The sequence below is a fragment of the Opitutus terrae PB90-1 genome, assembly GCF_000019965.1.
GTDB classification, from domain to species: domain Bacteria; phylum Verrucomicrobiota; class Verrucomicrobiia; order Opitutales; family Opitutaceae; genus Opitutus; species Opitutus terrae.
Window position 1 is genome coordinate 4908044 of the sequence record NC_010571.1, and the last position, 12503, is coordinate 4920546.

Consider the following 12503-nt stretch of genomic DNA (forward strand, 5'->3'; position numbering starts at 1 on the left):
AACGCTTCAGCAATTCAGCCGGTCGGTTCGGTTGCCTCGCGAGGGTCCACTCACGCTCTCAACCCTCGACCTTTGCTTCGCTCGCCCTGCCCGCCGCTCCGCGCCGGGCTCTCAACACTCAACCTTCGCTTCGCTCCCCCTGCGGGCCAACTTCGCCGGGGCCCGCCGCTCCGCGTCGGGCTCTCAACACTCAACCTTCGCTTCGCTCCCCCTGCGGGCCGACTTCGTCGGGGCCCGCCGCTCCGCGTCGGGCTCTCAACTAATCTCATGCACCATCACATCGCGCGCTTTTTCGTAATCCACGTCAGCGACCTCGACGCGCACGCGACCAAACGTGTGCGCCGAAAACATGTTCAACTCCACGCGCTGCTCGTCGTGCACAATCGCCTCGATGCCGCGATCGTGCAGCTCGTCGATCAGCACCTGGGCCTCAATGGGGGTTTCGAACGTCGCAAGGTTCTTCATTCCGGAACTCGATGGTTGGTCCGATCGTAGCGCCGGTAGTTCCGGGAGCAAGCCCGGTGGCGCGCAGGTCCACACGCACGATGGCGGACGCCGGCAAGCGGCGTCCCTACGAGTGAGACGGCACGTGCTGACTGAGGCGCGACGGCTCCATGGCTTCCGCAGAAAGAGCGCGTTGAGGACAACGCGCTCCACCTTTCTTTCGACAACGCCGCGAGGGCGAAATGCGCAGTTGCGCTACGCCCGCACCGCAACCGGCACGTTGCGACGCGTGCGACGCCACCACACGAGCCCGAGCAGCGCCGCCGCGGCGATCGCGCCGTACGTGCTCGGTTCCGGCACGGGCGTGATGCTGATCCGGAACAGCGGAGCATCCGTCAACGCCCGACCGATCGTCGTGCCCGCCGGCGTCTCGAGCCCGATCACGTTGTCCAGTCCGTCGAGCGGCTGCAGGTGAACCACGCCACCTTCGCTCGTCCCCAGCATCGCATCGACTCCGGCCACGAACGCCGCGCCGTTCATCGGATCGTTTTGCTCGGTGCCGGCATCCCACACGTTCGCGCCCGTGAAGGTCCAGCTTTGCGCGCCGAGGGAATGGCCGCTGGCATCGAACAACTCCAGCGCGAGCGGATTGCCGTTCGCAACGAATGAATCGTTCGACGGCACGATCATCGCGCCGAAGCTCAGGTAACGGTTGTTCGTCGCGTTCAACGTCACGGTCGCGGAGCGACTGCGGCCCGGTGCGAAAATCCCGGGTCCGGGCCCGGCCGGATCATTGAGCGTCATGCTCAGCCCGCTCGGCTGCGCGGCGGCGAAAGCCGCGGCGATGCCGCTGGAGTCACCGAGTTCGGCCAGCGCCTCCAGTCCGGCGCTCGCCGCGCTGCCGGAATTGAACAGATCGAAGCTGCCGTTGTGGAATCCGAGCCAGACGGGCGAATGGTAGAGCCCGGTCGGCGTGGCGGAGCCGAGGTTTTGAACGGTGACTTTGTAGCTCAGCTGCGCGTGCAGCGGCAGAGCGAGAGCGCCGGCGACAAGCGCCAGTGCGAGGGAACGTGTGACCGATTTCATGTGGTATGCGTGTGGTTGTGTGCTGTCGTGGCACGGGCATCCTGCCCGTGTGGGGGAACGTTGAAGCCGGTCCATGACGCAGAGGGCGTCACGAGGATGGGAGTCCGGCCCTTGCGACGTATTCCGGCCGTGACGCTCGCAAATCAGCGGGAACATCACTTGTTGTCTGGTCGGCAAATCCCGCAGCCCGCCTCGGGAATAGATCCGCGGTTCCGCCGCTCTTACTTACCACCATGCCCGAAGAGGTCTTCACGCAGCTCGTTGATGCGCACTACACGGCGCTGTACCGGTTCGCGCTGAGCCTCGCCCGGAACGCCCAGGACGCCGGCGATCTGGTGCAGCAGACGTTCTTTGTCTGGGCCACCAAGGGCGCCAGCCTGCGCGACGCCACCAAGGCGAAGAGCTGGCTGTTCACCACGCTCTATCGCGAATTTCTCCGCACGCGCCGGCATGATGCCCGCGCCACGTCGTTGGACTCGCTGCCGGAACCGGAGCGGGAAATCGCGACGGAAGACGTCAACCAGGTCGCGCAGCTCGACGCGCCCGCGGTGATGCTGGCGCTCCAGAACGTCGACGAGACCTTCCGCGCTCCGCTCACGCTCTTTTATCTCCAGGATCTCTCCTATCGCGAAATTGCCGACGTGCTCGACGTGCCGATCGGCACGGTGATGTCACGGCTCTCGCGCGGTAAAGCCCAGCTCCGCGCCGCGCTCCGGAGCGATCTATCCACGGCCGCCAAGGTGGTGCCGTTTCGCCAAGCCCAATGATTCTCCATGACCAATAACGAAGCGAAATTCCTGCTGCAGGCGTATCGCGCCGGCGGACTCGATGCGTCTGATCCGGCGCTGGCGGAAGCGCTCGCGCAGGCGAAGAACGACCCTGCGCTCGCGGCCTGGTTCGCTCGGGAGCAGGCGCACGCCACGGCCATCGCGGCGAAGCTGCGGGAAATTCAGCCGCCGGCCGGGTTGCGCGAGATGATCCTCGCCGGAGTCCATGCCGACGTGCAGCGGCAGACGCAGACCCAGCGGCGGTATAAACGCCTGTGGTGGGGGCTCGCCGCCTCGCTGGCGCTGCTGCTAAGCCTCGCCGCGTGGTGGCGGCTCACGCCAATCCGCGGCGAGACCCTCGATCAGTTTGCGGTCAATTTCGTGAGTCACGGGTTCATGCTGCAGGAGCGCAGCCCGGACGTGGCCCACCTCAAAGCCTGGCTCGCCGCCCGCGAAACGCCGCTGCCGGAGAAACTGCCGGCGGAGTTCGCGCGGCTGCGTGCGCTCGGCTGCCGCACACTCAAATTCGAGGGACAGGATGTTTCGCTGATCTGCTTCGAACGCGGTGGACATGAATACCACGTCTTCGTCGCCCACCGCGCCGATTTCGCCGCTCCGCCCTCCGCGGTTCCCCGTCCGCTGCGCGAACGCCGCGGCCACGTCTTCACCAGCTGGTCCGACGCGCACAACGACTACGTCCTCGTCAGCGACGCGAGCATGGACGAAGTCCGGCAGCTGCTGTAGGCGGATCGAGGGCGCCGATTCGGCGCGCGATTGCGAAATGGAGCGGCGACGCCCTCGTCGCCGCCGCTGACGCGACGAGGGCGTCGCGTCCCCAGAACGGCTCGGCGGGACGCCTCGCCCCACCCGCCTTTTCGCGCGCACAACTCTCACCGCCCGATTTCGTTCACATCCACGAATCGCAGCGCGACTCGACTCTCAGCGCGGGATTGATCGAGCGACACGGTGAATCGCGCCTCCCAGTCGTTCTGCTCCGCCGGATCCACCAACACCTGCGCGATCTCCCACTCGCCGGTGTCCGGCGTCGCATCCCAGTGCGTGTGCTTGGTCGAGCGACCTTCGGGATCCAACTGGAACCGACCGCGGGCGTCGAAGTAGCGCATGAACGCATCCTCGATCCGGCGCGGCTCACCCTCGCCTCCGCCGACGCGTTCGGCGGCGTTTTCCCAATCGCCACCGGCCACGTCCTGCAGGAAACCGAGCAGCGCCGTGCGCACCAGCCGCCGGAATCCAGCGCGATCGCGCGTGATATCGAATGTCGCCGGCCGCTCGGGTTTGTCCGCCGTCTCCGCGGCGACAAAATTCGGATCGCGCAGCCGTTCCCATTCCTCGAGCAGGCTTGAGTCGATCCCGCGGATCAGCTCGCGAAAATAGGTTTCCATTTCGATGACCGGCTCCGTCTTCGCGGTGTCAGGCACCGTCTGGCTCAGCACTTTCCAGGTTTGGGAAAGATGGCGCAACAGCAGCCCTTCCGAGCGTTCGAGACCGTAATCGCGGATGTAGTCGGCGAACGACAGGTAGCGCTCATACATCTCGCGCGCGATCGATTTAGGCCGGATGTTCTCCTCGCCCACCCACGGATGCGCCGCCGCCCAGGCGTTGAAGGTGTCGTAGAGAAATTCCCGTCGCGGTTTCGGATGCTCGACCTCGTCGAGTTTCTCCATCCGTTCCTCATACGGCACGTCGGCGGCCTTCAGTTCGGCGAGCTTCTCCGTCTTCAGCTTGTCCACCTGCCGCCGCAGGATCTGCTCGGGATCCTCGACGATCGCCTCGCACAGCGTGAGCACGTCGAACGGATAGTCCGGCGACTCGCGGTCGAGCAGCGGCAGCGTGTCGATCAAGTAGAGCGAGAGCGCCTGATGCAGTGAGAAATCCTCCTGCAGGTCCACGTTCACGCGGAGTTTGCTCGGCGGTAGGGCCGCCGCTTGCCGGCGACCGGGATCATCGACAGGCGAACGCACCCCGCCTTCGCGGCCGGCGGCGAGCGCCGGCCCTACATCGGAATATGCGGCCGTGGCCTTCGGCAGAAACTCCACGATCTTCCGTTCGAGCAGCGCGCGGAAAAGCTGCCACGCGCGATGGCGCAGCGCCTTCTTCTTGTGCGGCGTTTCATGACAGTCCGCGATCATCTGCCGCATCGCCCGGCAGCCATCGGTCTCGCGGCTCAGCATGAGCAGCAGCATGCCGTGCGAAATCTCGAACCGGGACACCAGCCCCTCCGGCGGCGCCGCCAGCAGCCGCTCGTAGGTGCGAAAATCCCAGCTCACCGCGCCTTCGGGTGCGCGCTGCTTCACGACCTTTTTCTTCTTCGGATCGGCCGCGGCTTTCTCCTCCGCGCGCTTGTTCTCGATCACGTGCTCTGGTGCCTGCACGACGACGTAGCCGGTGTCGTCGAAACCTTTCCGCCCGGCCCGGCCCGCCACCTGCCGGAAATCGCGCACGCTCAGAACTGCCGCCTTGATGCCGTCGTATTTCCACAGCTGCGTGAACAACACCGTGCGGATCGGCACGTTGATGCCGACGCCCAGCGTGTCCGTGCCGCAGATCAACTTGAGCAGTCCTTTCTGCGCGAGCTGCTCCACCAACACGCGATACTTCGGCAGCAGACCAGCGTGATGCACGCCGATGCCGTGCCGCAGCCAGCGCTTCATTTCCTTGCCGTAGGGGCTGTTAAACTTCGCGCCGAGCAACGCCTCCTGCAGCGCCGCCTTTTCCTCCTTGGTGCAGACGTTCAGGCTCATCAACGCCTGCGCCGCGTCCGATGCCGACCGCTGCGTGAAATACACCAGGTAGATCGGCGCCCGCCGCATCTGGATCAGCTCGGCGATCTTCTCGGTCAGCGGCGTCTCCGAATACTCGAACGTCAGCGGCACCGGCCGGCGATCGCCGCGCACCGTGACCGTCGGTGCGCCGGTGATCCGGGTGAGTTCCTTTTCGAAGAACTCCGTCGCGCCGAGCGTGGCCGACATGAGCAGGAAGCGCGTTTGCGGCATCGTGAGCAGCGGCACCTGCCACGCGTAGCCGCGCTCCGGATCTCTGTAGTAGTGAAACTCGTCCATCACCACCGCGCGGATGTCGCTGCGGTCGCCGCGATGCAGCGCGATGTTGGCCAGGATCTCCGCCGTGCAGCAGAGCACGGGGGCCTGCGGGTTCACGCTCGCGTCACCGGTCATCATGCCGACGTTTTCCGGACCGTAGTCGCGGCAGAGCGCGAGAAACTTTTCGTTCACCAGCGCCTTGATCGGACAGGTGTAGACCGAACGTTCGCCCGCGCAGAGCGACTTGAAGTGCAGCGCCGAGGCGACGAGAGATTTACCCGAACCGGTGGGCGTGTTGAGGATCACGTTATGCCCGGCGAGCAGCTCGAGAATCGCCTCCTCCTGCTCCGGAAACAGCGTCAGCCCACGCTGCGACATCGCGCCCAGAAAATGATCGAGCACTGCGTCCGGGTTGAACGGTCCGGGCAGCGGCGCCAAGGGTGCGGCAGGCGTGGTCGACATCGCGCAAGGTCTTGCGTGCTTCGCGCCGCGATGGCGAGCTTCGACCGGTGCGACGGTGAAGCGGTGAAGCCGTGAAACGGTTTCGCGATGGACGGGCAGTCCGCAGGTGGGCGCGTGATCCGTAACGCGCCGGGTTCGGCGAACCTTGGACCATCTCAGCGGCGCGTTAGGCATAACGCGCCCTACCGCCTCACCGCTTCACCGTTTCACCGATTGTCGCGCTCGGCTCCACCGTCAGCTTCATGCCCGCGGCATCCGTGCCGGCGGAATCAGCCCACGCCGCGAACGCGATCATGCCGGCGTTGTCGCCCGTGTGCTGCGGCTGCGCCGCGAAAAATGGGATCTGCGACCGCTGCGCCTCGCGCTCCAACGCCGCGCGCAGCGTGCGGTTGTTCGCGACGCCGCCGGAAAGCCCAAGGCTGCGGTAGTCGCCCTCACCCTGCCGCAGCGCGGCGCGCGTTTTGCGGACGAGCGCGTCGACCACCGCCTGCTGGTAGCTCGCACACAGGTCGGATCGACGGGCCACGACCTCCTCGGGCGAGAGCTTCTCGATGAGGTAGCGCAAGCTCGTCTTCAGCCCGGAAAAACTGAAATCCAGTTCGTCGCGCCGGCCGATTCCGCGCGGGAAATCATACGCGTCGGCGCGACCTGTCGCCGCGAGTTTCTCGATCAGCGGTCCGCCCGGATAGCTGAGTCCGAGCAGCTTCGCGCCTTTGTCGAGCGCCTCGCCCGCCGCGTCGTCGCGCGTCGTGGAGAGCACGGTGACCTGGCGCGCGCGATCAACCGCGAACAGCAGCGTGTTGCCACCCGACACGATCAGCCCGAGATGCGGCAGCAGCGCGGCGAGCCGATCGCCGAACTCCGCCGGCGCGTCAGCGTGGAGTCGAATGAACGGCGACCAGACGTGCCCGCGCAGGTGGTTGACTCCGACGAGCGGCACGCGCCATTGGAGCGCCAGCGCTTTCGCCGCGGCCACGCCGATCGCGAGGCAGGCCGCGAGCCCGGGCCCGTTGGTCACCGCGACTTGCGTGATCGCGTCAAACGGCACTGCCGCCTGCGCCCGTTCGAGCAGCGGCGCGAAATGCCGCAGGTGCTCGCGGGTGGCTAGGTCCGGCACGACGCCACCGTGGCGCTCGTGCAGCGCGATCTGACTGTGCACCCACTCGCCGACGAGGCCGCGCGCCGGGTCGAATACCGCCACCGCGGTTTCGTCGCAGGAACTTTCGAGCGCGAGGATCATTGGGTGCGGAGTCTAGAGCTGAGAGTCCAGAGCTGAGAGTCCGGAGACCATCCGAAAATCGCACGATATCGGTTGTAGGGCTGCCGCTGGCCGGCAGCCGCGAACCACCACCGAGCGCCTGACGCGTCCCCGGCCGGCGGCAAGCACCGGCCCTACGTCCGATCCGCCCTCCGGCAATCGACTTTCGCCATCGTCGACTCGCTGTAGGGCCGCCGCTGGCCGGCGGCCGGGATCACCGACAGTCGAACGTTCCTCGCCTTCGCGGCCGGCGGCGGGTTCGACGGGCTCACCGCGGGCGAACACCGGCCCTACGGAGAGTCTGCTGCCGGAATGCGGTTTCAGAAAGCCTCCAAAACTGAGAGAGCGCATCATCGGTGCGCCACCGGCTCGCCCGCCGCGGCCACTGTGCGCCGCTGATCCAGCAGCTTGATGCCACGGAGCACGCCGAGCGCCGCCGCGAGTTGCCGGTCTTCGATCGGCGTGAAGCCGAACCGAGCTTTGAACTCGGCCGGATCCGTCACGTCCGGCCGCGTGCGCTGCACGCGCAGCTTGCTGTCCTCCTCCGGCGACAGCACCAGCTCCACGTGCGGCGCGATGCCTTTCTCGTGAATGCTGATGCCGTTCGGCGTGAAGTAGCGCGCGGTGGTCAGCCGCAGGCCCTCGCCGTCGTTGAGCTTGAAGATCGATTGCACGGAGCCCTTGCCGAACGACCGCTCGCCGAGCACGACTGCACGGCCCGTGTCCTTCAAGGCCCCAGTCACCACCTCGGCTGCGCTGGCGGTGCCGGCGTTGATGAGCACAACGACCGGCAGGTCCAGCGGTTCGCCGTCGACTTCCGCGTGAAAGCTCTCCGAGTCGATCGCCTTGCGGCCGCGCGTGTAGACGATCAACTCGCCTCGCCGGAAAAACGGCTCGGCCACGGCAACCGCGGCATCGAGCAGTCCACCGGGATTGTTGCGCAAGTCGATCACCAGGCTGTCAACGCCCTCCTGCAGCAGCGTGTCCAACGCCCGGCCAAACTCCTCGCCGGTGCGCTCGGAAAAATCGGTGATCAGGATGTAGCCCGTGTGATCGGCGAGCACCTGCGGCGCGCGCACGCTCTCGAGTTGGATCAGCTCACGCGTGAGCGTGTGTCGGAACCGCTGGCCCGTGCTCGCGCGCAACAGCTCGATCGTCACCTGCGTGCCGGGTTTGCCCCGCAGGTTCTCGATCACGCCCTCCATCGGCGACTCCTTGTCCAGCCCCTTGCCGTCAACACTCAGAATCTCGTCGCCGCGCTGGACGCCCGCGCGCTCGCTCGGTGAGTTCGCGATCGGCGCGATGACGAGTACGTGACCTTTGCGCAGTTCGACCTGGATGCCGATGCCGCTGAAGTCGCCGGTCAGCTGTTCCTCCAGCTCGTCGAAATCGCCCGGCTCCAAGAATTCCGAATGTGGGTCGAGCGACTCGACCATGCCGTGCACCGCCTGTTTCGCCAGCTGACGGTAGCCCGCGCGGCCCGCGTCGACATAGTTTTCATTCACCATCCGGAGGACGTCGCGCACATAGTCGGTGGAGCGGTTGAGCTCGCGATTAGGCCACCAGCTCCACGCAAGTGAAAGCCGGGCCGCCGTCACCGTGAGCGCAAAGCCCAACGCGACGCCCACCGCGAGCACGAGGATCCGTCTAAACATGGCCGCGACTGTGGGCAGCCAACGTGGCTTTGTAAATGGGTTCGTCAGCCCCGCCGTCGAACGCCGCAATTACCGCCCATCGTCGTCGTTCTCGTTCTCCTTCCCGTTCTCGTTCTCGTTTTCATTGTCTGAATCCCGGGAGCACGAGAACGATTACGAGAACGAGAACGATCATGAGGGGAGAGAAAGAGAACGACATGGGCGCGCTCACCGCCGGCCTATTTCTCTTGTGCGTTTTGCGCCTTTTTGCGGCATGTTCCGTTTCATGTCCGCTCCGACCGAACCTTCGGCTGAGTTTCTCGCCCTCTTCCGCGCGCAGGCGGATGCCGACGAGCGGATGGACTTCGCCCGGTTCATGGCACTGGCGCTCTACGCGCCGGGTGTCGGCTATTACCGCCGCGGCCAGCCGCGGATCGGGTTCGGCCAGGGCACGGACTTTTTCACGGCCAGCAGCAGCGGACCGGTCTTTGGCGAACTCGTCGCCTGCGCCTGCGCGGAGTTGCTCGGCGCGGCGGCCGCGCAGGCCACGTTCGTCGAAATCGGCAACGAAACCCCGGGCGGCATCCTCGCGGGCGTGCCACATCCGTTCGCCGGCGTGCGCACGCTCCCGTTGGGTGAACCGATCGAGCTGAGCGGAGCGTGCGTCGTGTTCTCGAACGAGCTGTTCGACGCGCAACCGTTTCGGCGGTTCGCCTTCCGTGACGGGGCGTGGCGCGAACTCGGCGTCGCCTTTCGCGGCGGCCGACTCGTCGAAACGGAATTGGAAACCGCCCCGCCGGACGAACTCCCCACGCTCGCACCCGAAGGCTACGTGATCGACGCGCCGATCGCCGCCGCCGCGCTCGCGGGCCAAATCGCCGCGCAGCCGTGGACGGGATTGTTCGTCGCTTTCGATTACGGCAAATCGTGGCGTGAGCTCACCGAGGCATGCCCGGCCGGCACCGCCCGCGCTTACCACGCCCACCAGCAAAGCAACGATCTGCTCGCCCGTCCCGGGGAGCAGGACCTCACGTGTCACGTGTGCTGGGACTGGATCGCGGCGGCGCTGACGAAGCACGGCTTCGCGGCGCCCGCGCTCGATTCCCAGGAGGCGTTCCTGATCCGGCACGCGCAATCCGCGATCGCCGCGATTTCCACCAGCGAAGCCGCCCACTACAGCCGCAAGAAGCTGTCGCTGCTGCAGCTGCTGCATCCCAGCCACCTCGGGCAGAAGTTTCAGGTGCTGCACGCGCGGCGATGAGGAGAGAATATCGCTCCGGGGCGCCTGCCCGGTTGTAGCCGAGGTCGCCGACCTCGGCAGCCGGGCTCACCGAGCCCGGCTACAATGACACGGCAGGTCAGGACCGCCTCGTCCGTCGGTCACAGCGTTCCCCGTCCGCCACCTCTGAGAAATCACTTGCTTCGCCTCTGCGCCGGCCTTTACTCCCGACCCTTTAACTAAACCGACACCATCATGGCTAGAATCTGTGCAATCACCGGTCGCCGGCCCGTCAAGGGCTCGATCATCAACCGCAAAGGTCAGTCGAAGAAGAGCGGCGGCATCGGCACGCACGTGACCACCATCACGAAGCGCAAGTTTCGGCCGAACCTCCAGCGCATCCGCGTGAAGCTGCCGAACGGCGGCACCAAGCGCATGTTGGTGTCCGTCAAGGCCCTGAAGGCCGGTCTGGTCGAAAAGGCCTGATCGTTCTCCTCCCCCTCTCTTTCGGCCCGCGAGTCCACTCGCGGGCCTTTTTTTGCCCGCGTGACGGGAATTGGCTTCTCGCCATCGAATGGAGTTGCCATACCAGCGCTCACGCATGGCTGCCCCCGCCCCGCCTGCCCCGGCCGCGCTCCCGATCGCTGCGAAAGTAGACGGTGAGATGACGCGGCTTTTGTATCGATCCGCGGGTTTCGGGCTGTTTTCCAACTTCATTCTCGCCGCGATTCTCGTCGTCGGCACGAGCCGATCGCTGTCCTGGTCGCTCCACATTCCCTGGCTGGCGGCCATTGTGCTCGTTTCCGGTGCGCGGCTGCGGCTCAACCTCCGGTTTCGCCGCGAGCAACCAAGACTCGAAACGCTGCCCCGCTGGCGCCGTGCGTTCGTCGTCGGCGTCATCGCGTCGGGGATCGTCTGGGGTATTGCCGGCTGGGTGTATTTCGGCGCCAGCGACAGCACCGGCCGCCTCCTGCTGGCGATGATTCTCATGGGGCTCAATGCCGGCGCCGCGCGTTCGCTGGCTTCGGTGCCCGCTTCCTACCGGCTCTACGTGCTCACCACGCTCGGACCGATTCTCCTGCGGTTCGCCACGTGGCCCGACGGCGGCTGGACCCTCGCGCTCATCACCATCACCTACGCTTTGTTTCTCATCAACACGATGCGGCTGCACCACGGCGACCTCCGGCGACTCTGGCAGCTCATCTTCGAGAACGAGGAATTGGTCGGCACCTTGAGCCAGGCGAAGGAGCGCGCCGACGCGGCGAACCGCGCGAAGAGCGATTTTCTCGCCACGATGAGCCACGAGATCCGCACGCCGATGAACGGCATCATGGGCATGCTGCAGGTGCTGCACGGCTCGTCGCTCACGGTGGAGCAGCGCGCCCAGGTCGAGATCGCCGGCAACTCCGCCGAGAGCCTGATGCGGCTGCTCAACGACATTCTCGATTTCTCCAAAATCGAGAGCGGCAAGCTCGAGTTCGAATCCGTTTCCTTCGACCTGAAGGCCGCGCTCCACGACGTCGTGTCGCTGCTGCGCCCCCGCGCCGCCGAGAAAGGCCTCGCGCTCGAGCTGCACCTGCCGGACAACCTGCCCGATCACGTGATCGGCGATTCGGTGCGGCTGAAACAGGTGCTCCTCAATCTGACCGGCAACGCCATCAAGTTCACCGAGCAGGGCGAAGTGGCCCTCCGGGTCCGGGTCAGCCAGCGCGACACCACGTCGGCGCGGGTGGGATTCAGTGTGCGCGACACCGGGATCGGCATGGACGACGCCACGCGGCAAAAGCTGTTTCAGCTGTTCAGCCAGGGAGACAGCTCGATGAACCGGCGTTTCGGCGGCACGGGGCTCGGACTCGCGATCTCACAGCGATTGGCGGAGCACATGGGCGGAAAGATCGAAGTGCGCAGCAGCCCGGGCCAAGGCGCCGAATTCTCCTTCGAGCTTAGCTTCGCCACCGACGACGCGAGGCCGCCGCGGCACGTCACCCCGCCGGTATTCCACCGGCCCGTCGCCGGACGACTGCTCGTGGTGGAAGACGATCGCATCAATCAGCAAGTGATCCATCTGCTGCTGGCGAAGCTCGGGCTCGAGAGCGTGATTCTCAGCGACGGCGCCGCCGCCGTCGCCGCTGCCGCGCAGGAAAACTGGGACGCCGTCATCATGGACTGCCAGTTGCCGGGCATGGACGGATTCGAGGCGACGCGGCAGATCCGCCGCAAGCTGGCGGGTCGGCCGCTGCCGATCATCGCGCTCACCGCCAACGCCCGACCGGAGGATCGCGCCGCGTGCGTCGCGGCCGGGATGGACGACTTTCTCACCAAGCCCGTACGGCAGGACGAGTTGCGTGCCTGTTTGGGGAAGTGGCTGCAACGGCCGGCGGCGGAGTCGCGATAATACCGCCTCGACCATCGCGTCCAGCCGCGATCCGTAGGGCTGCCGCTCGCCGGCAGCCGCGGCCGGCGGCGAGCGCCGGCCCTACCCCAGGCAGATTCCCTGCCGTGTAGCCGCGCCGGTTACGACGCGGGCCGCACGGCAAAGCCGCGCGGCTGCGGAATGAACACCACCCTCGCCGG

General features: G+C 66.3%; 10 protein-coding genes. 5 read left to right on the plus strand and 5 right to left on the minus strand.

All coding sequences use genetic code 11. The features are described from left to right. Positions 1-255 precede the first annotated feature (255 nt). Positions 256-465: a putative signal transducing protein gene (locus OTER_RS19085; RefSeq protein ID WP_012376581.1), complete on the minus strand. Its 210-nt coding sequence runs from the start codon at positions 463-465 to the stop codon at positions 256-258. Positions 466-699: 234 nt separating this feature from the next. Next, on the minus strand, positions 700-1530 hold the full coding sequence (locus tag OTER_RS19090) for a spondin domain-containing protein (protein WP_012376582.1): 831 nt from the start codon (positions 1528-1530) through the stop codon (positions 700-702). A gap of 233 nt (positions 1531-1763) precedes the next feature. On the opposite strand from OTER_RS19090, the gene OTER_RS19095 reads away from it, so the two are divergent. Beyond that, positions 1764-2297: an RNA polymerase sigma factor gene (locus tag OTER_RS19095; RefSeq protein ID WP_012376583.1), complete on the plus strand. Its 534-nt coding sequence runs from the start codon at positions 1764-1766 to the stop codon at positions 2295-2297. Positions 2298-2303: 6 nt separating this feature from the next. Then, positions 2304-3041, plus strand: coding sequence for a hypothetical protein (locus OTER_RS19100; protein ID WP_012376584.1), 738 nt, complete (start codon positions 2304-2306; stop codon positions 3039-3041). A 146-nt stretch (positions 3042-3187) separates the two neighbouring features. On the opposite strand, the gene OTER_RS19105 is transcribed toward OTER_RS19100, so the two are convergent. The 3 genes from OTER_RS19105 to OTER_RS19115 form a co-directional block, all read right to left on the minus strand. Further along, positions 3188-5818 carry a DEAD/DEAH box helicase gene (locus OTER_RS19105; RefSeq protein WP_012376585.1) on the minus strand — a complete coding sequence of 877 codons (2631 nt, stop codon included), beginning with the start codon at positions 5816-5818 and terminating at the stop codon, positions 3188-3190. A 190-nt stretch (positions 5819-6008) separates the two neighbouring features. Next, complete coding sequence (gene tsaD, locus OTER_RS19110; RefSeq protein ID WP_012376586.1) at positions 6009-7058, minus strand: tRNA (adenosine(37)-N6)-threonylcarbamoyltransferase complex transferase subunit TsaD; 1050 nt, start codon at positions 7056-7058, stop codon at positions 6009-6011. Positions 7059-7426: 368 nt separating this feature from the next. Then, positions 7427-8731 (minus strand): S41 family peptidase, encoded by a 1305-nt coding sequence (locus OTER_RS19115; RefSeq protein WP_012376587.1) that lies wholly within the window; start codon positions 8729-8731, stop codon positions 7427-7429. 265 nt (positions 8732-8996) lie between these two features. On the opposite strand from OTER_RS19115, the gene OTER_RS19120 reads away from it, so the two are divergent. From OTER_RS19120 to OTER_RS19130, 3 genes are all read left to right on the plus strand, one after another. Next, the gene (locus OTER_RS19120; protein ID WP_237702392.1) at positions 8997-9971 is read left to right on the plus strand and encodes an SAM-dependent methyltransferase; all 975 of its coding nucleotides are present in this window, start codon (positions 8997-8999) and stop codon (positions 9969-9971) included. 213 nt (positions 9972-10184) lie between these two features. Further along, on the plus strand, positions 10185-10415 hold the full coding sequence (gene rpmB / locus OTER_RS19125) for a 50S ribosomal protein L28 (RefSeq protein WP_012376589.1): 231 nt from the start codon (positions 10185-10187) through the stop codon (positions 10413-10415). A gap of 115 nt (positions 10416-10530) precedes the next feature. Continuing rightward, entirely contained in the window at positions 10531-12324 is a 1794-nt protein-coding gene (locus OTER_RS19130; RefSeq protein ID WP_158305486.1) for an ATP-binding protein, read from the plus strand. Positions 12325-12503 lie beyond the last annotated feature (179 nt).

Coding starts and splice junctions, on each gene's coding strand:
- OTER_RS19085 (WP_012376581.1), bottom strand. CDS start 465: ATGAAGAACCTTGCGACGTTCGAAACCCCCATTGAGGCCCAGGTGCTG.
- OTER_RS19090 (WP_012376582.1), bottom strand. CDS start 1,530: ATGAAATCGGTCACACGTTCCCTCGCACTGGCGCTTGTCGCCGGCGCT.
- OTER_RS19095 (WP_012376583.1), top strand. CDS start 1,764: ATGCCCGAAGAGGTCTTCACGCAGCTCGTTGATGCGCACTACACGGCG.
- OTER_RS19100 (WP_012376584.1), top strand. CDS start 2,304: ATGACCAATAACGAAGCGAAATTCCTGCTGCAGGCGTATCGCGCCGGC.
- OTER_RS19105 (WP_012376585.1), bottom strand. CDS start 5,818: ATGTCGACCACGCCTGCCGCACCCTTGGCGCCGCTGCCCGGACCGTTC.
- tsaD (WP_012376586.1), bottom strand. CDS start 7,058: ATGATCCTCGCGCTCGAAAGTTCCTGCGACGAAACCGCGGTGGCGGTA.
- OTER_RS19115 (WP_012376587.1), bottom strand. CDS start 8,731: ATGTTTAGACGGATCCTCGTGCTCGCGGTGGGCGTCGCGTTGGGCTTT.
- OTER_RS19120 (WP_237702392.1), top strand. CDS start 8,997: ATGTCCGCTCCGACCGAACCTTCGGCTGAGTTTCTCGCCCTCTTCCGC.
- rpmB (WP_012376589.1), top strand. CDS start 10,185: ATGGCTAGAATCTGTGCAATCACCGGTCGCCGGCCCGTCAAGGGCTCG.
- OTER_RS19130 (WP_158305486.1), top strand. CDS start 10,531: ATGGCTGCCCCCGCCCCGCCTGCCCCGGCCGCGCTCCCGATCGCTGCG.